General features: G+C 44.8%; 31 protein-coding genes and 1 riboswitch. Of the genes, 3 read left to right on the forward strand and 28 right to left on the reverse strand.

What is annotated here, in order from left to right; genetic code table 11:
• The first annotated feature begins 3 nt into the window (after window positions 1–3).
• Window positions 4–732 (forward strand): transcriptional regulator FrlR, encoded by a 729-nt coding sequence (frlR, locus tag NST22_RS17040; protein ID WP_003228628.1) that lies wholly within the window; start codon window positions 4–6, stop codon window positions 730–732.
• 24 nt (window positions 733–756) lie between these two features.
• Here frlR and frlD read toward each other — a convergent pair whose 3' ends face one another.
• From frlD to NST22_RS17075, 7 genes are all read right to left on the reverse strand, one after another.
• Window positions 757–1,611 carry a fructosamine kinase FrlD gene (gene frlD, locus NST22_RS17045; RefSeq protein WP_003228626.1) on the reverse strand — a complete coding sequence of 285 codons (855 nt, stop codon included), beginning with the start codon at window positions 1,609–1,611 and terminating at the stop codon, window positions 757–759.
• Between the two features lie 13 nt (window positions 1,612–1,624).
• Window positions 1,625–2,527, reverse strand: a complete 903-nt coding sequence (locus NST22_RS17050) for a carbohydrate ABC transporter permease (RefSeq protein ID WP_003228625.1) — start codon at window positions 2,525–2,527, stop codon at window positions 1,625–1,627.
• 3 nt (window positions 2,528–2,530) lie between these two features.
• Entirely contained in the window at window positions 2,531–3,409 is an 879-nt protein-coding gene (locus NST22_RS17055; protein ID WP_003243523.1) for a sugar ABC transporter permease, read from the reverse strand.
• A gap of 57 nt (window positions 3,410–3,466) precedes the next feature.
• On the reverse strand, window positions 3,467–4,735 hold the full coding sequence (locus NST22_RS17060) for an ABC transporter substrate-binding protein (protein WP_003243455.1): 1,269 nt from the start codon (window positions 4,733–4,735) through the stop codon (window positions 3,467–3,469).
• Between the two features lie 80 nt (window positions 4,736–4,815).
• Complete coding sequence (gene frlB, locus NST22_RS17065; protein ID WP_003243688.1) at window positions 4,816–5,802, reverse strand: fructosamine deglycase FrlB; 987 nt, start codon at window positions 5,800–5,802, stop codon at window positions 4,816–4,818.
• Window positions 5,803–6,017: 215 nt separating this feature from the next.
• Window positions 6,018–6,392 (reverse strand): nucleotide excision repair endonuclease, encoded by a 375-nt coding sequence (locus tag NST22_RS17070; RefSeq protein ID WP_003228617.1) that lies wholly within the window; start codon window positions 6,390–6,392, stop codon window positions 6,018–6,020.
• Between the two features lie 102 nt (window positions 6,393–6,494).
• Window positions 6,495–7,613, reverse strand: a complete 1,119-nt coding sequence (locus NST22_RS17075) for an FAD-binding oxidoreductase (protein ID WP_003228615.1) — start codon at window positions 7,611–7,613, stop codon at window positions 6,495–6,497.
• 158 nt (window positions 7,614–7,771) lie between these two features.
• Here NST22_RS17075 and sspG point away from each other — a divergent pair, with 158 nt between their 5' ends.
• Complete coding sequence (sspG, locus tag NST22_RS17080; RefSeq protein WP_003228613.1) at window positions 7,772–7,918, forward strand: acid-soluble spore protein SspG; 147 nt, start codon at window positions 7,772–7,774, stop codon at window positions 7,916–7,918.
• Entirely contained in the window at window positions 7,918–8,193 is a 276-nt protein-coding gene (locus NST22_RS17085; RefSeq protein ID WP_003243521.1) for a hypothetical protein, read from the forward strand. The genes sspG and NST22_RS17085 overlap by 1 nt, the downstream gene beginning before the upstream one ends.
• A 63-nt stretch (window positions 8,194–8,256) precedes the next feature.
• On the opposite strand, the gene glxB is transcribed toward NST22_RS17085, so the two are convergent.
• The 21 genes from glxB to NST22_RS17190 all read right to left on the reverse strand — a co-directional run bounded on the left by glxB (window position 8,257) and on the right by NST22_RS17190 (window position 26,100).
• Window positions 8,257–8,640, reverse strand: coding sequence for a methylglyoxalase (gene glxB / locus NST22_RS17090; protein ID WP_003243237.1), 384 nt, complete (start codon window positions 8,638–8,640; stop codon window positions 8,257–8,259).
• 110 nt (window positions 8,641–8,750) lie between these two features.
• Window positions 8,751–9,029 (reverse strand): metalloregulator ArsR/SmtB family transcription factor, encoded by a 279-nt coding sequence (locus tag NST22_RS17095; RefSeq protein WP_009968126.1) that lies wholly within the window; start codon window positions 9,027–9,029, stop codon window positions 8,751–8,753.
• Between the two features lie 269 nt (window positions 9,030–9,298).
• Window positions 9,299–10,696 (reverse strand): Fe-S cluster assembly protein SufB, encoded by a 1,398-nt coding sequence (gene sufB, locus NST22_RS17100; protein WP_003228608.1) that lies wholly within the window; start codon window positions 10,694–10,696, stop codon window positions 9,299–9,301.
• A gap of 20 nt (window positions 10,697–10,716) precedes the next feature.
• A complete protein-coding gene (sufU, locus tag NST22_RS17105) occupies window positions 10,717–11,160 on the reverse strand; it encodes a Fe-S cluster assembly sulfur transfer protein SufU (RefSeq protein WP_003222809.1) in 444 nt (147 codons plus the stop codon).
• Window positions 11,150–12,370, reverse strand: a complete 1,221-nt coding sequence (gene sufS / locus NST22_RS17110; protein ID WP_003228604.1) for a cysteine desulfurase SufS — start codon at window positions 12,368–12,370, stop codon at window positions 11,150–11,152. Before sufS ends, sufU begins: the two co-directional genes overlap by 11 nt.
• Window positions 12,370–13,683, reverse strand: a complete 1,314-nt coding sequence (sufD, locus tag NST22_RS17115) for a Fe-S cluster assembly protein SufD (protein ID WP_003228602.1) — start codon at window positions 13,681–13,683, stop codon at window positions 12,370–12,372. Before sufD ends, sufS begins: the two co-directional genes overlap by 1 nt.
• A gap of 17 nt (window positions 13,684–13,700) precedes the next feature.
• Window positions 13,701–14,486, reverse strand: coding sequence for a Fe-S cluster assembly ATPase SufC (gene sufC, locus NST22_RS17120; protein ID WP_003151872.1), 786 nt, complete (start codon window positions 14,484–14,486; stop codon window positions 13,701–13,703).
• Window positions 14,487–14,679: 193 nt separating this feature from the next.
• Complete coding sequence (locus NST22_RS17125) at window positions 14,680–14,817, reverse strand: hypothetical protein (protein ID WP_003228600.1); 138 nt, start codon at window positions 14,815–14,817, stop codon at window positions 14,680–14,682.
• Window positions 14,818–15,010: 193 nt separating this feature from the next.
• Window positions 15,011–15,388, reverse strand: a complete 378-nt coding sequence (locus tag NST22_RS17130) for a carboxymuconolactone decarboxylase family protein (protein ID WP_003228596.1) — start codon at window positions 15,386–15,388, stop codon at window positions 15,011–15,013.
• Window positions 15,389–15,472: 84 nt separating this feature from the next.
• Entirely contained in the window at window positions 15,473–16,297 is an 825-nt protein-coding gene (metQ, locus tag NST22_RS17135; RefSeq protein ID WP_003228595.1) for a methionine ABC transporter substrate-binding lipoprotein MetQ, read from the reverse strand.
• Window positions 16,298–16,310: 13 nt separating this feature from the next.
• Complete coding sequence (gene metP / locus NST22_RS17140; protein ID WP_003228593.1) at window positions 16,311–16,979, reverse strand: methionine ABC transporter permease MetP; 669 nt, start codon at window positions 16,977–16,979, stop codon at window positions 16,311–16,313.
• Window positions 16,972–17,997 carry a methionine ABC transporter ATP-binding protein MetN gene (gene metN / locus NST22_RS17145; protein WP_003242531.1) on the reverse strand — a complete coding sequence of 342 codons (1,026 nt, stop codon included), beginning with the start codon at window positions 17,995–17,997 and terminating at the stop codon, window positions 16,972–16,974. Before metN ends, metP begins: the two co-directional genes overlap by 8 nt.
• Window positions 17,998–18,102: 105 nt before the next feature.
• A riboswitch (SAM riboswitch) is annotated at window positions 18,103–18,209 on the reverse strand.
• Between the two features lie 114 nt (window positions 18,210–18,323).
• Window positions 18,324–18,668: an SCP2 sterol-binding domain-containing protein gene (locus NST22_RS17150; RefSeq protein WP_003228587.1), complete on the reverse strand. Its 345-nt coding sequence runs from the start codon at window positions 18,666–18,668 to the stop codon at window positions 18,324–18,326.
• Between the two features lie 106 nt (window positions 18,669–18,774).
• Window positions 18,775–19,095, reverse strand: a complete 321-nt coding sequence (locus NST22_RS17155) for a thioredoxin family protein (RefSeq protein ID WP_003228585.1) — start codon at window positions 19,093–19,095, stop codon at window positions 18,775–18,777.
• Window position 19,096: 1 nt separating this feature from the next.
• Window positions 19,097–19,459 (reverse strand): toprim domain-containing protein, encoded by a 363-nt coding sequence (locus tag NST22_RS17160; protein ID WP_003242679.1) that lies wholly within the window; start codon window positions 19,457–19,459, stop codon window positions 19,097–19,099.
• A gap of 77 nt (window positions 19,460–19,536) precedes the next feature.
• Window positions 19,537–19,773 carry a YusG family protein gene (locus NST22_RS17165; protein ID WP_003228581.1) on the reverse strand — a complete coding sequence of 79 codons (237 nt, stop codon included), beginning with the start codon at window positions 19,771–19,773 and terminating at the stop codon, window positions 19,537–19,539.
• A gap of 55 nt (window positions 19,774–19,828) precedes the next feature.
• On the reverse strand, window positions 19,829–20,212 hold the full coding sequence (gcvH, locus tag NST22_RS17170; RefSeq protein WP_003222781.1) for a glycine cleavage system protein GcvH: 384 nt from the start codon (window positions 20,210–20,212) through the stop codon (window positions 19,829–19,831).
• A gap of 66 nt (window positions 20,213–20,278) precedes the next feature.
• A complete protein-coding gene (locus NST22_RS17175; protein ID WP_003222779.1) occupies window positions 20,279–20,635 on the reverse strand; it encodes an arsenate reductase family protein in 357 nt (118 codons plus the stop codon).
• Window positions 20,636–20,745: 110 nt separating this feature from the next.
• Window positions 20,746–22,530 (reverse strand): acyl-CoA dehydrogenase FadE, encoded by a 1,785-nt coding sequence (gene fadE / locus NST22_RS17180; protein ID WP_003244094.1) that lies wholly within the window; start codon window positions 22,528–22,530, stop codon window positions 20,746–20,748.
• Window positions 22,531–22,544: 14 nt separating this feature from the next.
• Window positions 22,545–23,720 (reverse strand): acetyl-CoA C-acyltransferase, encoded by a 1,176-nt coding sequence (locus NST22_RS17185; RefSeq protein ID WP_003228574.1) that lies wholly within the window; start codon window positions 23,718–23,720, stop codon window positions 22,545–22,547.
• A gap of 10 nt (window positions 23,721–23,730) precedes the next feature.
• Window positions 23,731–26,100: a 3-hydroxyacyl-CoA dehydrogenase/enoyl-CoA hydratase family protein gene (locus NST22_RS17190; RefSeq protein ID WP_003243831.1), complete on the reverse strand. Its 2,370-nt coding sequence runs from the start codon at window positions 26,098–26,100 to the stop codon at window positions 23,731–23,733.
• Between the last annotated feature and the right edge of the window lie 47 nt (window positions 26,101–26,147).

The following is a 26,147-nucleotide window of genomic DNA, read 5'->3' on the forward strand; positions in this document are numbered from 1 at the left end:
CCTTTGTTAAACAACGGAAGTTCTACACCTTTATACATTCAGCTAAAACAAATCATCACTGATGACATCAAAAAGGGCGTGTATTCCCCAACTGCCAAGCTGCCTACCGAAAACGAGCTTTGCACCAAGTATAACGTCAGCCGCATCACCGTCAGGAAAGCCATTCTCGATTTAGTCGAAGAAGGCTATCTGATCAGGCAGCAGGGAAAGGGAACGTTCGTTAAAAGCCCTAAATTAAAACGAGAGCTGATCGCTGTAAACGGCTACTCGGAATTTATGGAATCAACCGGCAAAAAACCGAAGCATCATGTGCTGTCCCATGACATCATTCCAGCGTCAAAACCCATCGCCGAAAAGCTTCAAATCCAACCCGAGAGCCCTGTGGTTGAATTAAAACGGATTTTATATAATGATGATCAGCCTCTCACCTTTGAAGTGACGCATTATCCGCTTGATTTGTTTCCCGGCATTGATACCTTTATTGCTGACGGCGTCTCCATGCATGATATTTTGAAACAGCAATACAAAGTTGTACCCACGCACAATACGAAGCTATTAAACGTTGTATATGCCCAACAGGAGGAAAGCAAATACCTGGATTGTGATATCGGGGATGCGCTGTTTGAAATTGATAAAACGGCTTTTACATCAAACGACCAGCCAATCTATTGCTCATTGTTTTTGATGCACACAAACCGTGTCACTTTTACCATCAACAGCCCCTACACATAACAGGCATAAAAAACGAGACACTGCTTATAGTATTCTCGTTTTTTCACTGCTTCCCCCGTCCTCCAAGCGATAAGGATAGCCATAGCCGAAAGCTCCGTACACACCGCAAGTTTTCGCAGCCGTTTCAGCAGCCTGGCGCAAAGCATACGTTATATCCTGCTTCACGCAAAAGGCAGTCAAAAAGCCTGCTATAAAAGAATCTCCCGCTCCAAGTGTATCTATTATATCAGCTTCCACAATCGGCTGATGATAGACTCGATCACCCGCAGACAGGATTGCTCCTTGGCCCCCTCGGGTCATACAAACCATTTTGGCTCCGTACCCATGAGCTGTTTTGGCAAGCTCACCGCATTCCGACTCACTCAAATCGCTTCCTGAAAAAAACGCATACGTCACATAAGGACAGACCCTCCTCAAATAATCATCCTCCCGATTGGTTGAAAAATCAAATGAGACCGGGACCAGCCCGCACAGCTGCGGAAGATCGTTCTCAAGCCTGCTGTACACGCTCGTATGCAGCAGATCATGCCCGCTGATAAAAGATACATCTTTCTCCTGAAACGCGAGGCGAAGCCGGGACTGAATGCCGCCTTTATTTGATCTGACAAAAATGCGGTCCCCCTGTTCATCAAGGGTGACAATCGCCATCCCGTTTTCTCCGTGCGCCTGGCGGATATAATCTGCATTGACCTGCTCCAGCTTGAGAACGTTCAACAGATGCGCCGCGGCTTCGTCATTGCCGACGATTCCGATATAGGAAGACTCATGCCCGAGCCGCTTGGCAAGCACAGCAACGTTTAAGGCATTTCCTCCCGGGTAAAATGTTTCTTGATCCTGGTAGTAATCTACAACATTATCTCCAACCGCAATCAATTTCATAGCGCTTCCTCCTTTATCCTTTTACACTGCCGCTTGCAATCCCGCGGACAAAATATTTCTGCATCAATAAAAATAGAATAATAATCGGCGCGGCTGAAATCGTTAACCCCGCCAGCAGGACGCCCCAGTCTGTCTGCAGCGCGTCTCTGAACTGCATCAGCCCGGCTGGAATGGTCCGTAAATTCTCATCATCTATGAAAATAATCGCAAACATAAACTCATTCCATGTATGGTAAGCCGTCAAAATGCCGGATGTCACCAAAATCGGCACGCTCATTGGTAAGAAAATTCTGAAAAATACTCCAAAACTTGTACACCCATCCAAATAGGCCGCCTCCTCCAATTCTTTTGAAATAGAAAGAAAATAAGAGCGGATCAAAATGATGGTGAATGGGATCCGATAAGCCGCATACGGCAAGATTAACGCCCAATACGTATTGTACAGGCCCAGCGACTGAATAATAGAATAAAGCGGCACAAGACTGACCTGCGGCGTCAGCATCAATCCGCCAAGACATAGCACCAAAAAGAATCCTTTTCCTTTAAACTCAAACCGGGAAAGGCCATACGCTGCCCATGCACTGATAAAGACAGTGATCACACACGTCAGCGCCGTAACGATGACACTGTTCATAAAATAAGAAGAAATCCCCTGATTCCAGGCGGAAACAAAATTTTCCGGATGCCACGAAGACGGCAGCGACCAGCTGTGCTCAAAAATATCGTCAGAGTTTTTAAAGGCGCTCATCACCATCCAGAGAAGCGGATAGGCAATCGCAATCAGATAAAGAAACAGAAAAACCCACACAGACGTTTCTCCGATATACCATTTTCGTCTAGGCTTATCTTTCACCTCAATGTGCTGGTCAGGCACCGGCTCCAATCTGAACGAATCTGTCTTCTTCTGAGGCAGCATCAGTTACTCCTCCTTTCCGGTTTTAAAGAACTTCATTTGCATGAGCGATAATGCAAGCGTAATGATTAACACGACAGTGGCAATCGCTGAGGCGTAGCCCATCATATCCTTTGTAAAGGCGCTTTTATATAAAAACGTGCTCAAGACTTCTGACGCTTTTCCCGGCCCGCCGCCTGTCAAAATGTACGGCTCATTAAAGACCGTAAAGGCTCCGGTCAGCGTCATGACCACCGCAACAAAAGACATCTCTTTCGTCTGGGGAACAGTAATATGAAAAAACTGCTGAATTTTACCCGCGCCGTCAAGCCGGGCCGCTTCATACAGTTCATCCGGTATTTTTTGAATCGACACGATGTACAGCATCGCAATATAACCGACAGATTGCCACTGGGACACAAAAATGACAGAAAGCATAGCTGTGCTGTCATCCCCGAGCCAGGCCCTCGTCAGCTGATCAAGACCGATGGCCTGAAGCAGCTGATTCAAAAGCCCTGTCTCCGGATTGTAAATAAAATCAAACAAAAGCGCGATCACCGTCATTGAGATGACAACCGGCAAAAAGAAAACGGTACGAAAAAACGGCGACCATTTTCTGACCAGCTTATCCTCAAGCACCGCCGCCAAAATCAAACCGCCAAATACCTGGCATACAATTGAGATCACTGCATAAAGCACATTATTGGTAAGTGCCTGATAGAAGACAGGATCATGAAATAATTCAACATAGTTTTTTAAGCCGATAAACGTTTTTTCCGGAGAAAATGAGCTCCACTGAAACAGGCTGAGGAATACATTCTCAAAAATCGGGATATAAACGAAAAGTAAAAAAACGAGAGCGGGCACCAAAAACAAATAGGGGATTATTTTATTCTGATTGACCAAGGGTATCTCATCTCCTTTATAAAAAGAAAAGGTGCGAAGCTTCACCTTTTCTTTGATTTATTCAGCTGACGCCCTCACCTGCTTTGCTGCCTTTTGAACGGCTTTCATCACCTGCTGCGGTGTCATGTCGCCGCCAAGCATTTGCTGGACGCCCGTTAGGTACGCATCTGCGACTTCAACATCGACATCCATATCAAACCATGGAACCATTGATTTGGCATCAACAATATGCTGAACGGCTTCACGCTGAATGGCTGTTGCATTTTCTTCAGTAGCCGTACCTTGCACTGCACTGTATTTCCCGACATCTTTCACGAGCTTTTCGCCCATTCTTTTCGACGTCAAGAACTGCAAAAATTCCATCGCTTCCTTCGGATGTTTTGTTCTTGAGGAGATCATGAATCCTTCCGGCGCTCCCGTTAACGCTTCTGAAGATCCTTTCTGCCCGCTGATTTCAGGAAATGGGAACATCCCGAGATTAACCGGTTCAACCAGCTTGATTTCCGCTGTTTCCGCATATATCATCGCCGACTTTCCGCTCTTAAATTGCTGTCTCACATATTCGTGGTCGACGGAGTTTACATGTTTATTAAAGTAAGGCATCAGCTCTTGAAGCTTTTCAAGTGCTTTTACGTAGCCTTCATCAGTAAATTCACCCGTTTTGGCGTTATAGTCCTTTTCCCGTGTTTTTTCATCGACCATCCGCTGATTAAGCGTGCCGATATAGTGCGAGATTGTCCAAGTCGCCTTTGTTCCAAAGCTGATCGGTGTGTAGCCATGTTCTTTCAGCTTTTTTGACACATCGATTAATTCATCCCACGTCTTCGGGGGATCAAGATTCAGCTTTTGGAAAATGTCTTTATTATAGAAGAATGATTTAGCGTCCATTTGCCACGGTACGCCATATTGCTTGTTTTCATAAGTAAATGGTGTAATTTGCGATTGAACGAGCTGTGATGACCAATCGGTGTCATTTTTGTAGTAGGACGAGAGATCAAGTGCTTTATTGCCTCTGATAAATTTAAAAGCAAACTCATCGCTCCAAGAGAAGTAAATGTCAGGAGGGCTGGTGGTTCCCAGCATGACCTTAATTTTATCTTTATAGGAGTCATTTAAAACGGCTTCAATTTGAATGTCGATATCTGGGTGATCTTTTTCAAATTCCTTAACAACCTCTTCAAAATAACTTTTTTCCGGCTCCTTTGGCCATCTGTGGAAAAATTTCAATGTCACCTTTCCGTCCGCTGAACTGCTTTGGCTCGAACAGCCTGCGATGGTGAGCATACTGACAGCTGCAATGATCAAGAACAACAACATTTTCTTCAAAGGGTTGGCCTCCTCTGGACATTAGACTATAATGTTATATAACATTATAGTCTAATGCATAATGGTTCTTCATTTTCAGATCAATACTCAACTTTCCACATGTATCTTCTATGAGATAAAGGATGATTTCTCTCCTCTGCCAGCTCGTCTGCATAGCTTCTCAGCACACGATTGAGAACGAGCGGAGCAAGATAGCCTTTAACTGAATCGTCAATTGCAGTGAAGTCGTAAGATGCAGCATCAAGCACAGTGAGCTTTTTGCCATACTTTTTCGAGAAGGTAAGCGCCCGCTCTTCAAGAGGTCTTGTTTCATCTAAACCGAGCAGGATGATAAACGGCACGGATTCATCAATAATTTCAAACGGTCCGTGAAAATATTCTCCGGCATGAATGGCGTGGGAATGAATCCATTGCATTTCCATGAGAATGCAGATGCTGTAGGAGTAAGCGACACCGTAGTTTGCACCGCTTGCCATGGTATAAATAATGCTTTCTTTTTCATGGGCTTTTGCAAATTGCTTGGCGTTGTCAGCTTCCTGCTTAAGGGCTTTTTCATATACAGCCTGCAATTGATCTAAGCCTTCAATTGCTTGCTCAAATTTCGTATTGTTTTCTAATACTTGCAGGGTTCCAAAAACGATTTGATACAAAACGCCATAGTTTGTATTGATCGCAAGCGCCTCATCACCCCAATCGTACTGGGCAACATATTGCGCTTCCTGCGCTAAAGGAGACTCCGGTTTAAACGTCATCGCAATCGTAAGTGCGCCCTTGCCCCTTGCAAACGCAGCAGCTTTGACTGTCTCCGGGGTATTTCCCGAATGCGAGCACAAAATAACAAGAGACTTTTCACCAAGCTGAACAGGGTTGCGCTGAATAAATTCGTTGGCGCTGTAGAGATCGGAGTTTATTGATTTTGACTCTCTGTCAAACACATACTTACTCGGATACATAATGGCAGAAGACCCTCCGCATGCGACAAAGAATACATGATCAATGGTTTTCCCTTTCAAATCCTGCAAGAAAGCTTGAACCTCACGATTTACTTTTGCTGTGGCCTGACTCAAATCCTTCACTCCTCGTTTTTATTATATAACGTTATATAACATTATATATTGTTATATTAAAGTCCGCGGGTAGGATTGTCAATATTATTTTCTGAAATTTCTCAATAATTTATTCGGATGACAGACAAAGGGTCTATATGCGAAAAAATGCCCAAATCAAAAGCCAGAACTTGACTTAAGCTCTGGCTTCGCTGTTCAATCCGCAGACTGACGTCTTATTTAAAAAATACCTTGTCTATATTGTACTTCGAGTGCTGTGTATTGATGATATATGTTTCGTAAATCTCTCTTTCCATTGGATCATCAACTACACATACCTCAATTTTATAAACTTCATCTCTGTGATGTTTGATCGGTGAAACAGTGTCTTCGAAATGCTTCTTAATTCTCTGTCTTAACTTTCTGGCTTTACCGACAAACAGCAGCTCGTCATGAATGTTGTAAAACATAAAAATGCCGCCTTTGTCCCTTGGGATCTGGTGAAAGTCGATGAATCCGTGAATCGGTTTTATCTTCGGCTCGTTATCATTAGCTGACTGCTGTCGTTCAGTGATGGTGACATTCGGTGCGGGTATATCAATTTTTATCAAAATCAGTTCACGTCCTCTTTTTCATTAAAGATAAATGCTAACACATACAGAAAAGAAAAGCTAGAACAGCTTTATTATATTTGTTTGTCATGCTCTTACTTATTATGCAAGTGCTCCGGCTGGATCATAAGGACTAAGGTCTAATTCTGTCTGCTTTCCGAGAACTAGCTTTGCGAGCTCTGCACCCAAAAACGGCCCCATCGTCAGTCCAGAAGCACCCAAACCGTTTGCAGCGTACAGGCCTTGAACATTCGGCACGGCCCCTACGACCGGCAGAAATCCCGGTGTAAACGGCCTGAAGCCCACTCTTGTTTCAACAGCAGCCGCATCAGCAAGACCCGGTGCAACGGCTAACGCTTTGCTCAATACTTCGTGCTGGCCTCCGGCTGTCACACGAAGATCATCAAGACCGGCATCGTTTTCGTGTGTGGCGCCGGCTACAATTCTGCCGTTATCAAACGACAGAATGTACTGATCACTCGGCGGCATTACAACCGGCCACGATCCTGTATCTGCATCTGTCATTTCAAAATGCATAATCTGCGCTTTTTGAAATGACACTTGAAAATGAATGCCAAGAGGCTTCAATATCTCATTGGCCCATGCTCCCGCCGTCACAATGACCGCGTCAGCCGCAAACTGCTTTGTATCTGTTTGCACGCCGGTGACTGTTCCGTTTTCAAAAAGCAAGGACGCATTTCCTTTGATGACCGTTGCGCCGCGTTTCTCTGCAGCGCTTAAAAGCGACCGGCACAGCGCTCTTCCGTTCACACGGGCGGCACCGCTGATATGAACCGATTCATAGCCGTCAGCTAAAATCGGAAACAGCTTTTTCGTTTCACTTGCAGACAAGCGGGTAATGTCGCCGATTTCCGGCGCATCCTCCCGTCTCTTATACGCCCTTTCCTCCATTTTATCGAGTTTAGACGCGTCAGTATGAATGCTGATGGCACCGACACGTTTGTATCCTGTATCCGATTCACCGTCTTTTTCCAATTGATGGATTAAATCCTTATAGTACCGCGCTCCCCCCTTAGCAAGCTGGTACCAATCCTGATTACGGCGCTGCGAGAGCCAAGGACAGACGATCCCCGCCGCCGCATCAGTCGCTTGTCCCGGCTCTTTCCGATCAATGACAGTAACGCGAGCGCCTGTTTTTGCGAGATGATAAGCCGTCGACGCGCCCAGAATCCCTGCGCCGACGATGATGTACGATTTCATATGCAAACACCTTTTCTATTATAATGTCTATTCATTTTACCAAATCAAATGCTTTCCTTCGACCTTTTGCCCTAATGTGGAAAAACCGCGAAGTTCGTCCAATCTCTTTACTCTCCTATCGAATATCCTGTCACTATCAATAGAGAAAGGATGATACCATGAGCGAAAATCGTCATGAAAATGAAGAAAACAGACGCGATGCGGCAGTGGCAAAAGTCCAAAACAGCGGTAATGCAAAAGTCGTGGTCAGCGTGAACACAGATCAGGATCAGGCACAGGCGCAGTCACAAGACGGAGAAGACTAATGAACGAAAACATCATTCCTCTTAACAGACATACTCAAGAGATACCCACTACTGAATCTGTTATCAAAAACAGCGGCAACTCAGAGGTCCATATCGACATTCACATTGATACAATGCCAATTGCTTTTGCTATATTATGCTCTGCATTAGCCGCAAAGCAGATGACAAAAGAGGAATTCGATATGGCTTATACTCAATTGCGAGAGATGAACAGAGAAAATAACAGCAGATCATCTGTAAAGCAAATTATCAATCAAGAGACAGAAGAAGAGTAAAAAACCGCGGCCCCTCGGCCAGCGGTTTTTCTTCTGCATACAAAAAGGACGCGACTGAATCGGTTACTTCTGTACAATTTGAATAAGGTTACCGCATGTATCGTCGAAGACAGCTATTGTGACTTCGCCCATTTTTGTCGGTTCCGTCGTAAACGTCACGCCTTTTTCCTTTAATCGGTTGTACTCTTTTTGAATATCTGCAACGCCAAACATTGTGGCCGGGAGGCCTTCGGAGAATATCTTCTTTTGATACTCCTTGGCGGCAGGATGTTCATTCGGTTCGAGTAAAAGCTCGGTTCCGTCTTGATCATCTGGAGAAACAAGCGTTATCCACCTGAATTTCCCCATGGGAACGTCTTCCTTTTTTATAAACCCAAGTTTTTCTGTATAAAACTCCAGTGCCATGTCTTGATCTTGTACAAATATACTGGTAACAACGATTTTCATACTGTTTTTCCCTCCTTCGATATGAATGAAGCATGGTACTATGCTAACAATCTGGCTACAAGCAAAACAACCCACACATTTATCAGAGGCCCTGTTCTGATTTTATAAAATTATTCTATCCATCCTTTCAGCAAATTTTTAAGCGGTTCGTTGTTGAATATAAGTACTCGATATTTTCCCTTTCGTTTTGATGTTACGAGTCCTGCATCCTCCAGTACAGAAAGGTGTTTAGCTATCGCCTGTCGCGTAATAGAAAGGTCGTACTTTGTAATAAGACGTATCGTAAGTTCATACAACGTCAGCTCGTTGCGTTCAGATAATTCGTCTAATATAAGCCGCCGAGTCGAATCGCCGAGTGCTTTGAATATAGCGTCTTTGTTCCCATTCATATATTGAGTATAAGCAACCCATTAGTTGCATGTCAAGTATAAGCAACTGTATGGTTGCGTGATATAGAAACTGAACCTATCCGGCGCAGGTCTGAAATATTCTAATCGATAAGGAATTAAAACCATTAAAATAACAGTGGATATGTCTCTGAAAAATAAAAGAAGACGAACTTCAAAAGTTCGTCTTCTACAATCAAATTCGGCACGCCGGCCATTTTAAAGTTGATAACTATCTCTAAACCCCTTGATAAACAAAGGAGTTTTCATCATTAACCGATAGAACCTTCCATTTCGAACTTAATCAAACGGTTCATTTCAACTGCGTATTCCATCGGAAGCTCTTTTGTGAATGGCTCGATAAAGCCCATTACGATCATTTCAGTTGCTTCTTCTTCAGAAATACCGCGGCTCATCAAGTAGAAGAGCTGCTCTTCAGATACTTTAGACACTTTCGCTTCGTGCTCCAATGAAATGTTATCATTTAAGATTTCATTGTAAGGAATTGTGTCAGAAGTTGATTTGTTATCCATAATGAGCGTATCACACTCGATGTTAGAGCGGGCGCCTTCCGCTTTGCGTCCGAAGTGGACGATTCCGCGGTACGTTACTTTTCCGCCCTGTTTTGAAATCGATTTTGATACGATTGTAGATGATGTGTTTGGTGCAAGGTGAATCATTTTCGCACCTGCATCCTGATGCTGGCCTTTACCCGCAAGAGCGATAGAAAGCGTCATACCGCGCGCGCCTTCGCCTTTTAGGATACAAGCCGGATATTTCATTGTCAGCTTAGAACCGATGTTGCCGTCGATCCATTCCATTGTTGCGTTTTCTTCACAGACTGTACGCTTTGTTACAAGGTTGTAAACGTTGTTCGCCCAGTTTTGGATCGTTGTATAACGGCAGTAGCCGCCTTTTTTCACGATGATCTCAACGACCGCACTGTGAAGTGAGTTTGTTGTGTAAACAGGCGCAGTACAGCCTTCAACATAATGAACGCTTGCTTCTTCGTCAACAATGATCAGTGTACGTTCGAACTGACCCATGTTCTCAGAGTTGATACGGAAGTAAGCTTGTAGCGGTGTTTCAACCTTCACGCCTTTAGGCACGTAGATGAAAGAACCGCCGGACCAAACAGCTGAGTTAAGCGCCGCAAACTTGTTATCAGTCGGCGGGATTACTTTTGCCCAGTGCTCACGGAAAATATCTTCATTCTCTTTCAGCGCGCTGTCAGTGTCTTTAAAGACGATGCCTTGTGCTTCAAGATCTTCTTTCATGTTGTGGTATACAACCTCAGATTCGTACTGAGCAGAAACACCCGCAAGGTATTTTTGTTCAGCTTCAGGAATACCGAGCTTGTCGAATGTTTGTTTAATTTCTTCAGGAACTTCATCCCAAGAACGCTCTGAACGCTCAGACGGTTTTACGTAGTACGTAATTTCGTCAAAGTTCAGTGAGTTTAAATCTCCGCCCCATTGAGGCATCGGCATATTGTAGAAATGCTCAAGTGATTTCAAGCGGAAGTCAAGCATCCATTGAGGCTCTTCTTTCATGCGAGAAATTTCTTCTACGATTTCTTTTGTCAATCCGCGCTCTGAACGGAAAATGGAAACGTCCTTGTCGTGAAAACCATACTTGTATTCACCAATATCAGGCATTTTTTTAGCCATCCATTTTCACTCCAATCCTTTTAATTGCCGCCTTCTTCTTTCGCGACTCCTTTTTCAAGTGCTTTCCATGACAGGGTTGCACATTTGATACGGGCAGGGAATTTTGAAACGCCTTGAAGGGCTTCAATATCCCCGAGATCTATAGAATCATCATACTCTTTCCCTTGCATCATATCCGAGAAAATCTTAGACATGGAAAGGGCAGTTTCAATATCTTTCCCTTTAATCGCCTGAGTCATCATCGAAGCGGATGCCATTGAAATGGAACAGCCTTCCCCTTCAAACTTCGCATCTTCCACGATGTCTCCGTCAAGCTTCATTGTCAGTCTGATGCGGTCGCCGCATGTCGGATTGTTCATATCCACGACAATGCTGTCATTTAAAACCCCTTTATTTCGCGGGTTTTTGTAATGATCCATAATCACCTGTCTGTACAATGTATCTAAGTTTGCATTAAAAGACATTTGTAAAATACTCCTTTGTCTTTTGAAGAGCTTCCACAAGCTTATCAATCTCTTCCTCTGTATTATACAGATAAAAGCTTGCTCTTGCAGTAGCAGTTACATCCAGCCATTTCATCAGCGGCTGCGCACAATGGTGGCCGGCTCTGACTGCGATTCCCTCCGCATCAAGCACAGTCGCCACATCGTGCGGATGAACATCATCAAGGTTAAATGTGACAAGCCCGGCACGCTCTTCCGGCCCGTAAACCGTTACGCCGTCAAGCTGGCGGAAGCGTTCAAGCGCATAAGCTGCAAGCTTGTGCTCATGGCGGGAAATCTCATCAAGACCGATTTCTTCGAGAAAATCAATGGCGGCACCGAGGCCGATTGCTCCTGCAATAATCGGCGTACCCGCTTCGAATTTCCACGGAAGCTCTTTCCAAGTTGATTCATAAAGCCCGACAAAGTCGATCATTTCACCGCCGAATTCGGCAGGCTCCATGTTTTCCAGCAGGGCTTTCTTTCCGTACAGCACACCAACACCGGTAGGTCCGCACATTTTATGGGAAGAAAGCGCAAAGAAGTCGCAATCGAGATCCTGCACGTCAATTTTCATGTGAGGCGTGCTTTGTGCACCGTCCACCACAATGACAGCCCCATTGTCATGAGCGATTTTCGCCATTTCTTTAATCGGGTTGACCGTGCCGAGAACATTAGATACATGAGACACCGCAACAATTTTTGTGTTGCTTGTGACCGTTTCTCTGACGTCTTCTAAAGAAATCGTTCCGTCTTCCTGCAACGGAATATATTTTAATGTGGCGCCAGTTGCTTTTACAGCCTGCTGCCACGGAATGATATTCGCATGATGCTCCATGTAGGTGATGACCACTTCATCACCAGGTTTCAGGTTGGCGCGCGCATAGCTTAACGCCACCATATTCAGTGATGTGGTCGTGCCTTTTGTGAAAATAATCTCAGCCATTGACTTCGCGTTAATAAACTTGCGGACTTTTTCACGCGCTCCTTCATAACCATCTGTCGCTCTGGTTCCAAGTGTATGGACGCCCCGGTGAACATTGGAATTGTATTGGTTATAATACTTATCCAGTGTTTCAATGACAGCACGCGGCTTCTGGGAAGTCGCCGCGCTGTCGAGATAAACGAGATCATGTCCGTTCACTTGCTGATGAAGGATCGGGAACTGTTCACGAATATCTGTGATATTCATTACTTCACTTTCCTTTCGATAACAGAAACTAATTGTTTCTTAACGCCTTCAATCGGAAGTTCATTTACTACCGGTGCAAGGAATCCGTAAATGACTAAGCGTTCTGCTTCTTCTTTCGGAATTCCGCGGCTCATCAGGTAGTAAAGCTGAATAGGGTCCACACGGCCGACAGATGCCGCATGTCCTGCAGTTACATCGTCTTCGTCAATTAAAAGAATAGGGTTTGCGTCTCCGCGTGCTTTTTCGCTAAGCATCAGCACGCGTGATTCTTGCTCCGCATTCGCTTTAGAAGCGCCATGTTCGATTTTGCCGATTCCGTTAAAGATAGAAGAAGCGGAATCCTTCATCACACCGTGCTTCAAGATATAGCCTTCAGAAGCTTTACCGAAATGGATGATTTGTGTTGTGAAGTTTTCTGTTTGCTCTCCTCTTCCGACAACAACCGTTTTCGTATCGCCGTATGTGCCGTCACCGTAAAGGTTTGTTGTGTTTTCGGAAATCGTGTCGCCATCGTTCATCAGGCCGAGAGCCCACTCGATTTTGCTGTCGCGTCCGCGCGCAGCACCGCGGCGGTTCACATAAGTTGTCACACCGCTTGACAGATTATCCACCGCACCGTATGTCACGCTGGCATTATCACCTGTGATGACCTCACTGATAATATTGAAGACAGCGTCTTTCGGGTTTACAGTGCTGATGTAGTTTTCTACATATGTTACAGAGCTGTGGTCTTCAGCCACAATCAGCACGTGGTTGAATAGAGCTGTATCATTGCTTTCGTGGACATAAACAGCCTGAACCGGCGTCTCCACCTGAACATTTTTCGGAACATAAAGGAATGCTCCTCCGTTAACAAGAGCCGCGTGAAGTGCAGTTAACTTATGTTCGTCAACCTTCACGCCGTCCTTCATAAAGTATTTCTCCACCAAGTCGCTGTGCTCGCGTGCAGCAGTCAGAATATCAGTGAAGATGACGCCTTTGTCTTTCAATTCTTGAGAAAGAGAAAGATGTGCCGGCGTCTGGTCACGCTGTACGTATAATGTTTTATCTTCGTTTTCAATGTCGATCAGCGCTTTTACTTCATCAGTCAAATCTTCTAATGAAGAAAGCGGTTCGTTATCCACTGTATGCTTCGCGAAATTCGTGAAGTTCCAGTTTGTGATTTTTGTTTTGTCAGGTTTCGGCATCGGCAGATCCTCAGCTTGTTCAAGAGCCTGTAAGCGCAGGTTCTTCAGCCAGGCAGGTTCTTGGTGCTTTTCGGAAAAGCTTTTGAGATACTCCTGATCTACGGATAGTTTTGTACCTAGTGTCATATTAATCCCCCTAACGCTTACGCTTCTTGGCCAACAGTTTCGTCTTCAATGCCAAGTTCTTGTTTGATCCAGTCATAACCTTCTGCTTCAAGACGCTGTGCAAGCTCTGCACCGCCGGATTTTACAACGCGGCCTTGCATCATAACGTGAACAACATCCGGAGTGATGTAGTTTAACAGGCGCTGATAGTGAGTGATCATCAGGCAGCCGAAGTTTTCGCTGCGCATTTTGTTGATCCCTTTTGATACAACTTTCAAAGCGTCAATATCAAGGCCTGAGTCAATTTCATCAAGGATGGCGATTTTCGGTTCAATCATCATTAATTGAAGGATTTCGTTGCGTTTTTTCTCCCCGCCTGAGAAGCCTTCGTTAAGATAGCGCTGAGCCATTTCAGGGTCCATTTCAAGGAACTCCATGTTTTCGTCCATTTTGCGGATGAATTTCATGAGAGAAATTTCATCGCCTTCTTCTCTGCGCGCGTTGATTGCTGAGCGAAGGAAGTCGGCATTTGTCACACCGCTGATTTCACTTGGGTACTGCATTGCAAGGAATAAGCCTGCCTGCGCACGCTCGTCCACTTCCATCTCCAGTACATCTTTGCCGTCAAGCGTGATGCTGCCTTTTGTTACTTCATATTTAGGATGCCCCATAATAGCAGCTGATAAAGTGGATTTACCAGTTCCGTTCGGGCCCATTACTGCGTGGAATTCTCCACCTTTTATTTCAAGGTTTACACCCTTTAAGATCTCTTTCCCTTCGATTTCAACGTGAAGATCTTTGATCGTTAATGTTGAAGCAGCCATATCTATACCTCCAAAAATATATAATCATTATTCTCATTTTATTCTCATTCTAATTTTATAACAAATGAAAAGTAAATACAACTTTTTATCGTGCCTTGCACATTCCTCAAGTTTAACAAAGATCAGCACTTTATTAAAGCGATTGAAAAAGAAAAAGAGTGGATTCCCACCCTTTTTTAAAAGATTGATTTTCTCAATAAGCTCCCGCAGAAATCCGCTTGCTTTTTTCATAATCAAGCTCTCTCTGCCGCTCTACTTTCATTCTTGTTTCCAGCCGGCGTCCATATTCCTCGTATCCAATTCCGTGTGACAGCTGCATCGCTTTTTCCATTTCTGACGTATAATCGAGGTTCAGTCTGTCCTGGCTGCTGCAAATAATGAATCAATCCCTTCATATATTTGCTTTTTATTGTACCAGTGCTGCGTTGGATGCCGCAAAAACGATTTGGCGTGAAATAGCGGCAGATGAGACGAAAGCATCCTTTCAGAACAAATGAGAATGGTTTTTCGGAATATTCCTTCTCTTAATGCGTGGTGTTTCCGAATTCCTCAATGCACTGTTGAACGACTGTCACGCCTTGGCTGAAAGCTGCGCCGCCTCCAAATGCCGCTGCCACACTGACGGCTTCGAGAATGTTTTCTTCTGACGCTCCCTGATCAAGACAGCCTTTTGTATGATAGATCATGCAATATTCGTCCTGAGCATTGATGGCAATTCCGAGGGCGATCAGCTGTTTTTCTCTTTCAGTCAGAGAATTCCCGGCAAAGCACTGTTCAGTAAATTCGTTAAATTTTCTTCCCATCAGCGGCATCTTTTGTTCAAATGTGCCTAAACCATGTTTATATTGTTTTAACGCGTCCTGCATGCTTCCTCTGTCTTGATTCAAAGAAAATCCCTCCATCTGTTTAACATTCCTTTTTATTATGAACAGCTTTTAGGAAAATACGCGAAAAAAACCCCGGAATTCTCATCCGGGGTTTCAGTCTTATTCAGATACAGGAAGCACAGCTCCGTCGTATTTTTTCTCGATGAAGTCTTTGATCTTTTTAGAGTGAAGAACTTCCATCAGCGCTTTGATTTTTGCAGAATCTTCTTCGCCTTTTCTTACTGCGATGATGTTAGCGTATGGGTTGTTTTTCGTTGATTCTACTTCAATTGCGTCTTTTTTAGGATTTAATTTATTTTGGATCGCATAGTTTACATTGATGAAGACCGCGTCTCCTTCTTTGTTTTCATATGCTTTTGCCGTTAATTCAGGCGCTACTTTTTTGAATTCAAGGTTTTTCGGGTTTTTCTTAATGTCTTTCAATGTTGCGTCAACTGTTTCCACTTTAGAATCAAGAGTGATTAATCCAGCGTTTTCAAGCATTGCAAGCATACGGCCTTGTTCAGCAACGTTGTTTGTCAGAATGATTGTCGCACCGTCTGGAAGGTCTTTCAGTGATTTGTATGTTTTAGAGTAAATACCGAATGGCTCTAAGTGAACAGCGCCGGCATTCACAAGTTTGTAATCTGTGTTTTCTTTCATTTCTTGCTCAAGGTAAGGAATGTGCTGGAAGTAGTTCGCGTCCACTTCTTTATCAGCTAAAGCTTTATTGTACATTTTGTAATCACTAAGCACTTTCACTTTCAGCGTATAGCCTTTTTCTTTCAGCAATGGTTCAGCTTCTTTTAAAATTTCCGCATGCGGTGTTTTTGTTGCCGCAACGACAATTTCTTTCTTGCCGGATTCAGCGCCGTTATTCGAACCGCAGGCAGCCATAACTCCTGCAAATACAAGCAGTAATGCACCCAAAAATAGCTTTTTCAATGTAAATCCTCCCTTATCGTTTGTCTATAATATTTGTTATTAGATCACCGATGATTTGAATAATAAACACGATGATTAAAATAAACACAGTAGCAACGAAGGTAACATCAGCGTTATTAGACTGATATCCTTCTACGTACGCAAGGTTTCCAAGGCCTCCTGAACCAATGGCTCCGGCAATTGCCGTTGAACCGATTAAAGCGATGGCTGTAACCGTAATGCCAGAAATAAGAGCAGGCATTGATTCCGGAATCAGCACTTTGAAAATAATCGTAGACGTTTTCGCGCCCATTGATTTAGCTGCTTCAATCACACCTTTATCCACCTCACGCAGCGCGATTTCAACAAGGCGCGCGTAAAATGGTGCCGAGCCGATTACCAGCGCCGGCAATGCGGCGTTTGGCCCTAAGATCGTGCCGACTAAAAATTTCGTAAAACCTAATAGTAAAATAATTAAAATAAGGAACGGAATCGATCTGAATATGTTAACAACGGCTGCAATCACTGAGTTGACCGCTTTATTCTGCCAGAGGCTTCCTTTGCTCGTCAGAAAGAGCAGCAAGCCGAGGATGACCCCGATGACAAAAGCAAACAGTAAAGAAATCAGCGTCATATAAAGTGTTTCATATGTCGCGTTCCATAATTCAGTTAAATCAACGTTCGGGAAGTATTTTTCAAACATTCGTGATCACCTCTGCTTTCACCTGTTTGTCATTAATGAATCGGATCACGTTTTGCACTTCTTCCTCGTCCCCGTCAATGTGGATGAACAGTGAACCGTAAGCCCCATCCTTCGTCTGCGAAATTTTCCCTTGCAGAATATTGACGCTGACATTGAAGTTTCTGATCATCTCTGTAATCAGAGGCTGTTCAGCTGACTCACCGACAAATGTGAGCTGAACCATTTTTCCTGATGCTGTATCATCAAGAAGGTGCTGAAGCGTCTCTTTCGTTTCTTCCGGCTCTGTCACCTGTTGAACAAATCGTTTTGTCATTTGTTCCTTTGGATTTTTGAAGACATCGAGAACCTCGCCTTCTTCGACCACCTTGCCGTTTTCCATGACGGCGACTCTGTTGCAGATTTTGCGTATGACATGCATTTCGTGCGTAATCAGCACAATCGTCAAACCGAGTCTTTCATTAATATCGGACAATAGATCCAGAATTGAATCTGTCGTTTGCGGATCTAATGCTGATGTCGCTTCGTCACAAAGAAGAACCTTCGGATTGTTTGCAAGCGCTCTGGCAATTCCGACACGCTGCTTCTGACCGCCGCTCAGCTGGGACGGATAAGATTTTTCTTTTCCTTCTAAACCTACCAGTTTAATCAGTTCATTGGCGCGCTTGATCCGCTCGCTCTTTTTCACCCCGGCAATTTCTAAAGGAAACATGATATTATCTCTGACAGTCCGCGACCAAAGCAAATTGAAATGCTGGAAAATCATACTGATCTCATGGCGTGCTTTTCTTAAACCGCGTCCATTTACTTCATTAATCTTGGTTCCCGCCACTTCCACGGTTCCTGAGGTTGGTTTCTCAAGGCCGTTCAGCAGACGGATTAAGGAACTCTTACCAGCTCCGCTATATCCTATAATTCCAAAAATCTCACCTTTTTTAATGGAAAGCGAGACGTTTTGGACAGCATTGACATCTCCATGTTTCGACTTGTAAACTTTTGAAACATCCTGAAGATTGATCAAAGCAATCACCTGCCTTAACACTATTCTAAGAAATCTTCCGGTTTTTTCTGCAAAAGAAAAGCCTTTCTGCACACTTGAGCAGAAAGGCTTATATAAAATGCCTTTCTCTCATCTTTCAAAGCTGAACGCTTCGTGTGAATTGGCACCATTTCAACAGTGTTGATGGTTGCCGGGCTTCATAGGGCACTTCCCTCCACCTCTCTTGATAAGAGAAATATATAGTCTTTTTCGTCCGGAAATTCTTAATGTAGAATAGCACGGCGAATGATTAAATGTCAATAAAATAAATGATGTCAACTTTTACTATTATAATAATTTATTATTTTTTAATTTTTTAAAATCCTCTGAAAAAATCCATTTGTCAGCCAGAGAATGGCTTCCAGCTTTAACAGGGCCCTGAATGACCCCTTTACTTTGAGGCTTCCGCTCTGAATAAGGTGCTGAAGGGAAATGTCTCCGTGCAATAAATCAATAATTTCCGTTTGGTTTCCGTAAAAGGTCAGGTTGGACGTTTGGGGCGGAGAAACTTTTTTCATTTCTCCCTGTTCGTTTATTGAGACGGTTAAGGCTTCTGCTTCTCCTTGGAAGGTAATGAGCAATGTTGAGGCATTCAAAAGGGGTTTTAAAAACAGATGCTGATACTCATCTTCTAAAACTTCCGCTTTCTCCATATGTACAACCTCCTATTTGTTGGTCATACATACACATTTCTCTCTTTGTCGCAAGAACCCCTTTATAAAACGAACGACAATTTCATTGGATATGCTGAGAAATATGTCATAAATGGGATGCGGAAGATGATTTTTGTTTGATCAGCTCATATAAATAAGAAACGGAATGAAATGCATATCCTCTTTCGACCATCTTTCCGCCTTTAAACAGCAGAAAACAAGGGACGCTTTCAATTTGATACGCTTTTGCGAATGTCGGAGAGTAATTGACATTGTTTTGATAGAAGGCGACATCCGGCAGCATTTCTTTCACCACTGTCAGCATTTTGCTTGCAAGCTGGCAGGTGCCGCAAAACGGAGTATATAAATATAGAAGGTACACATCATCTTCAATGTGATCAAGTTCGTGTTCTTGGAGTTCTTTCATGCTATACACCTCGGGACTTTCTTTCAAGAAAAATAGTATGGACATTCAGATTCGCACGCAGCAATACAGAAGCGATATGGTGCCTGGGCGCAGCCGCTACTTCCTTATAGGCTCTGTCGACATGGAGATGGCAGGCTTCATTAAATTCACGCTTCAGCTGTTTTCTCAATTTCTCACCTGATTCATCAGCATCAACTAATATATAGACGTCTTTATCATAAAGCTCGTCAGCCAATTCCTCGAGCCTCAGCTGGCTGATTGTTCCGTTTGTGCAGATAATGCGCATCGGTTCATTCAGGACGCTTTCGATTTTCTCTTTATCTGATTTCCCCTCGACAATCATAACCTTTTCCAGCTCATCCATCTTCATCTTGTTCACCTGCCGCGTCAAATTTGAAATGTTCAGATTGTAAAAGAAGGCAGTGAAATTCACCGCCAACATTAACACCAGCCGTTTTCGTAGTCACAATCTACATATTTTGCGTCGTCTCCAGAGACCACATCGGCTGTCTTATAAAATTTCTCATTTTCAAAGGAATAACCGGACTTAAGCTCATATTCATTCATGCTTGTCATTTGGCCGATCATCTCATTATCATGATATAACGAGAGCCGGCCATTTTGAAAGCGGCCTGTCACGTCATTGGTGACATCGAGCTTTTGTTTGTCGAAAGCCATATTGGACACCTCCCATAACGTTAGCGTGTCCAATTGCTTTTACGGCTATCCTGTTTTAGTCTTCTTGTGTCATCTCTTCGTATTGCTCTGCTGTCATCAGTTTTTCAATTTCAGAAGCGTCAGATGGCTCAACGACGATCATCCATGCTTTTTCGTACGGAGATTCGTTGACGAATTCCGGACTGTCATCAAGATCTTCGTTTACTTCCACAACCGTTCCGTTAATCGGTGCATAAAGCTCAGATACCGTTTTAACGGATTCAACACTGCCGAATGGCTCGTCCGCTTTGATTTCAGCGCCCACTTCAGGAAGTTCGACAAACACGATGTCGCCTAGTTCGGACTGGGCAAAATGCGTAATTCCGATTCTGGCTTTTTCTCCTTCAACTTTTACCCACTCGTGTTCTCCTGAGTAACGCAAATCTTTTGGTATGCTCAATTGAATCCCTCCATTTTTTACAGCACTACAATAAGAAGATACCACACTTTTCAAAAAAAATTTACATTAAGCCCAGTTTTCTTCAAATTGGTCTTCTTTAAATCCGACAGTCACTTTTTCGCCGTCTGTTGTAAGCGGGCGTTTAATTAGCATACCATCTGAAGCCAGCAGTTCGAGCTGTTCGTCCTCTGACATATGATACAGCTTTTCCTTGAGATTGAGCTCGCGGTATTTCATGCCGCTCGTGTTGAAAAATTTCTTGAGATCCAGCCCGCTTTTTTCATAAAGCGCTTTTAATTCTTCTTTGCTTGGCGGCTGCTCAGCAATATGTATTTCGTTTATTTCTTTCCCATGCTCTTCAAGCCACTTCTTTGCTTTGCGGCACGTTCCGCATTTAGGGTACCAGTAAAAAGTTAACGACATCTTCTTCCCCCTCAATAAAATAATCGAGGTTATTTTAACACAGTTTGTTTTAAAAACCTAAAACAGTGCTTCTTAAAAAAGAGCTCCGCGCATGCGGAGCTCATGGCCAATCAGACAGTATATTTCTCAGCCTCAAAAATGCCTGCCGCCGCCTCGCGTTTTTTCTGAATCACGTTTTTAGGCGTTACGCGTGTCAGCTTGCGCAGAGCGGAAAGCATCATGCGGAGTGAATCTCCTTCTTCCATTGCGATAAGGGATTCCTTTGCATGCGCTTCGATTTCGTTAAAGGCCTCTTGAACGAAAATTTCTGTGTACAGCACCTTTTGCGCTGCTTTTTCAGCGCCTTGTGCGGCAATGGCCTTTTCCGTTCTGAGCACGGCTGATTCCATTGCGTATACATTGCTGACGATATCCGCTACGTTCACGAGAATTTCTTGCTCACGATCGATCGCTTTTCCGTATTTTTGCGCGGCTAGGCCGGCAGCAAACAACGCAATTTTTTTGGCTTGCTTGACGATATATTTCTCCTGCTCTAAGACGCCGCTTCCAGGCTCTTCAGGCATAAGCATCATGAGTTCTTCCTGCAGCGACTGCGCTTTTTCGAATAAAGGCAGCTCGCCTTTAAGCGCTTTTTTCAGGAAGGTGCTTGGCACGATTAACCGGTTGATTTCGTTTGTGCCTTCAAAAATCCGATTGATCCTTGAATCCCTATAGGCCCTTTCTACTTCGTATTCCTGCATAAAGCCGTAGCCTCCATGAATCTGCACGCCTTCATCAACGATATAATCAAGCGTTTCAGAGCCGAATACCTTATTCAGAGAGCATTCGATGGCGTATTCCGCAATCGATTTGGCGATTTGCCGGCCGTCCTTGAGATCTTCGGCCGTGAACTGGCTCATATTGTCTTCAAACAGCCCGACGGTTCTGTATACAGAGCTTTCCATCGCATACAGCCTTGAGGCCATTGTCCCGATTTTTTCCTGTGTCAATGAAAAACCAGCAATCGGCGTTTTAAATTGGCGGCGCTGATTTGCGTATGCCGCAGACAGCTCGATGACGCGTTTAGATGCGCCGATTGTGCCAACCGCCAGTTTGTAACGGCCGATGTTTAAAATATTAAAGGCGATGACATGCCCTTTGCCGATTTCTCCGAGCAGGTTTTCCTTTGGCACTTCAGCTTGATCCAGAATGAGGGTTCTTGTCGATGATCCCTTGATTCCCATTTTCTTTTCTTCCGGTCCCGTGGAGACACCCGGGAACTCTTTTTCTACAATAAAGGCTGAAAACTTGTCGCCGTCTACCTTAGCGTAAACTACAAATACATCGGCAAAAGCAGAGTTGGTAATCCACTGTTTTTCCCCTGTTAATACATAATGGGTTCCTGCTTCATTCAGCACAGCTGTTGTTTTTGCTCCAAGTGCATCAGACCCAGAGCCAGGCTCAGTCAGAGCATAAGCGGCGATCTTTTCGCCTGAAGCGAGTCCAGGCAAATATTTTTTCTTTTGTTCTTCTGACCCGAAAAAGACGATCGGCAAGGAACCGATACCGACATGCGCGCCATAAGAAAGAGAAAAGCTTCCCGCACGCGAAAATTTCTCAGTGATGAGTGCCGAGCTGATTTTATCAAGGCCGAGCCCGCCGTATTCTTCCGGCACATCGGCGCCAAGCAGCCCTAGTTCGCCCGCTTTCTTCAACAGTCTGACAGAATGCTCGAATTGATGGTTTTCGATATCATCTATATGAGGGAGAACATCTTGCTCGATGTAATCCTCTGTTGTTTTCGCAATCATTTTATGCTCGTCAGTGAAATCCTCCGGTGTATACATTTGATCGTATGTGACATCCTCGATTAAAAATCCGCCGCCTTTTTGTACGTCAGCCGCTTTTTTTGCCATTTGTTTTTCCCCCTTTAGCATAATTCAAATACACCGGCCGCTCCCATTCCGCCGCCGATACACATGGTCACGACTCCAAATTGCTCGTTTCTCCGTTTCATTTCATGGATGAGTGAGAGTGTAAGCTTTGTGCCCGTACAGCCAAGCGGGTGTCCAAGCGCGATTGCGCCCCCGTTGACATTCACTTTTTCTTCATCAATTCCCAATTCCCTGATTACTTGAATGGCCTGTGAGGCAAAAGCTTCATTCAGTTCAAACAAGCCGATGTCCTGCAGCTGAAGTCCGGCAAGCTTCAAAGCGCGCGGAATCGCTTCCACCGGTCCGATTCCCATCACTTCCGGCGGCACGCCGCCTACCGCAAAGGAGCGGAATTTCACAAGCGGCGCCAGGCCAAGAGCATCGGCTTTTTCCCGGTCCATCAGCATGACAGCCGCCGCTCCGTCACTCGTTTGTGAGGAATTGCCCGCAGTCACCGTCCCGTCAACGGAAAAGGCCGGGCGCAATGTCGATAAGATGTCTGCAGTCGTTTGCGGGCGAACACCTTCATCCTGAGAAAACACAAACTGTTTTTCCATAGGCTTATGGTCTTCTCCGATTTCTGTCACCGTCACTTCGACGGGTACAATTTCATCTTTAAATTTTCCTTCTGCAAGGGCTTTAGCGGCGTTTTGATGGCTGCGAACGGCAAACGCGTCTTGATCCTCACGGGAGACGCCGTATTTTTTCGCGACTTGCTCGGCTGTGTGCCCCATGCTCATATAATATTCCGGTGCCTTTTCTGCCAAAGCAAGGTTCGGACGGGTAACATGCCCCATCATCGGAACTTGCGACATGGATTCTGCTCCGCCGGCGATCGCTGTATCGTAGGCGCCCAGCATAATTTTTTCTGCTGCATACGCAATAGACTGAAGGCCTGAAGAGCAATAGCGGTTAACTGTAATCGCCGGAACCGTGTACGGCAGGCCCGCGAGCGCACCGATATTTCTCGCCATATTAAGCCCCTGCTCCGCTTCAGGTGTTGCACAGCCGATAATCAAGTCATCAATATTGCCTTCGTAGCCGCCTGCCCGTTTCAGCGTTTCTTTTACACAAATCGCTCCCAAATCATCCGGGCGAACGGTGGCCAACGATCCTTTTTTTGCTTTTCCAACCGGTGTTCTTGCACCTGACACAATGACTGCCTCTTTCATAAGCTCCCTCCTAATTCCGTAAAGGTTTACCTTTCACAAGCATATGCTGCATTCTCGCTTGAGATTTTGCCTCTCCTGACAAACTCAAAAACGCTTCTCTTTCGATCTCCAATAAATACTCTTCATCAACCTCTGTACCAAACGGCACTTTTCCGCCCGCAATGACATAAGCGAGTTTTTTCGCGATCTTAAAATCATGCTCAGATATATAGCCGGACAGCTTCATCTGCTCAGCGCCAAGCAAGAGTGCCGCATAACCGGTTTCTCCCGGCACCTTGACCTTTTCTTTTACAGGCGGCCGCCAGCCGGTATCGTATAAAGATGCGGCCAGCTGCTTCGCATCGTATAACAGGTGGTCTTGATTCACGCTGATCTGATCCGTTTCTTTTAAGATGTTCATCTCACGAGCCTCTTGAGCGGAAGCGGACACTTTCGCCATCGCGATTGTTTCAAATGTTTTCATTGCCGCATTCATCGGATCATGGCCGCGGCGAAGATGGTTGATGTACAGCTCTTTGTTACCTCCTCCGCCAGGGATGAGGCCGACACCGGATTCCACAAGTCCCATATAGGCTTCGCTTGCCGCTTGAATGCGCGCCGCCGGCAGGCATGCTTCCGTTCCTCCGCCGAGCGTCATGCCAAATGGCGCGGCGACGACCGGTTTCGCACTGTATTTGATCTTCATCATCGTCTCCTGAAAACGGCGGATCACAAAATCAACTTCCAAAAAGTTGTCATCTTGGACTTCCATTAAGATCATGGCGAGATTCGCGCCGACGCAGAAATTTTTCCCTTGATTGCCGATGACAAGCCCCTTGTAATTCCGTTCTGTTTCCTCTAATCCTTTGTGGATCATTTGAATGATATCGAGGCCGATCGCATTGCTTTTCGAATGAAATTCAAGAAGGGCCACATCATCTCCAAGGTCAATTAAGCTTGCTCCGCTGTTTTTCGCAATCACGCCTTTTGTTTCTTTAAGTGCTTGTAAATGAATTCGTTTTTTGTTTTCTTTCACGGCTCTGTATTCGCCGCGGTCATAATAAAATACCGTTCCGTTCTCTTTGATGTAGAAGGTTTCATTTCCTTTGTCCAGCATCTCTTTTATCCAGCCAGGCATATCTGCTCCAAGCTGCTCAAGCTTTTCCGCTGACTGCTTGAGGCCGATGGCGTCCCACATCTCAAAAGGTCCCAGTTCCCAGCCGAATCCCCACTTCATGGCTTGGTCAATCGCATGAATATCATCGGCAATCTCGCCAAGCAGCTCGGCTGAGTAAAGCAGGGTTTGAGAAGTGATATTCCACAGCAAACGGCCGGCCCTGTCATCCGAATAAATAAGCGCTTTCATTTTGGCTTTTGTCCCTTTTGCCTGTTTTGCCGCTTCAAGTGCCGGTGATTTCATTTTTGTCCGCTCGCCGTAAGTAAGCGTCACTGGGTCAAGCTCATAAATCGTTTTTCCTTCTTTTTTATAAAAGCCTTGGCCGGCCTTGCTTCCGATCCACCCTTTTTCCAGCATATCGTTCATGAAGCTTGGAATGCGAAACACTTCTTTTTCATCGCCATCAGCTTTGTCATACACATTTCGGGCAACGTGGGCGAATGTATCGAGGCCGACCACATCAAGCGTTCTAAAGGTGGCGCTTTTCGGCCTGCCGATCAGCGGTCCTGTGATCGAATCAACCTCCCCGACCTGATAACCGCCTTTCAGCATTTCTTGGACTGTCACGAGAAGCCCGTAAGTCCCGATGCGGTTTGCGATAAAGTTCGGTGTGTCCTTTGCTGTAACAACGCCTTTCCCGAGGACATTTTCTCCGAAAGCTGTCATAAACTTTAAAATATCAGGATCCGTTTCCTTAATCGGAATGATCTCTAGCAGCTTTAAATATCGTGCGGGATTAAAAAAATGCGTTCCAAGAAAATGGGCTTTAAAATCATCCGACCGGCCTTCAGCCATTTCCTGCACTGATATGCCGGATGTGTTGCTTGAGACGATGCTTCCAGTCTTTCGATGTTCATCCACAAGAGCGAAAATTTTCTTTTTGACTTCAAGGTTTTCGACAACGACCTCAATAATCCAATCTGCTTCTTTCAGTTTTTCTGCATCATCCTCCAGATTGCCAGGTGTAATATAGGAGGTATTTTTCGCTGATGTGAGGGGAGCGGGCTTTTGTTTCAGCAGTTTTTTCATCGCCTGCCGGCTCAGCCTGCTGCGCACCTCCGAACTGTCCTTCGTCAGCCCCTTTTTTTCCTCTTCCTTTGTCAAATCGTTCGGCACAATATCTAGCAGCAGGACAGGAATTCCGATGTTAGCCAAATGCGCCGCTATCCCGGAACCCATTACCCCCGATCCTAAAACGGCTGCCTTCCGAATGTGTTTGTGCATGAGATATCCCCCTTGAACATTGAATGAATAGTCATTCATTTTTTGAC

This window comes from Bacillus sp. PS237, from assembly GCF_037963345.1.
In the GTDB taxonomy this organism is placed as follows: Bacteria; Bacillota; Bacilli; order Bacillales; family Bacillaceae; genus Bacillus; species Bacillus subtilis.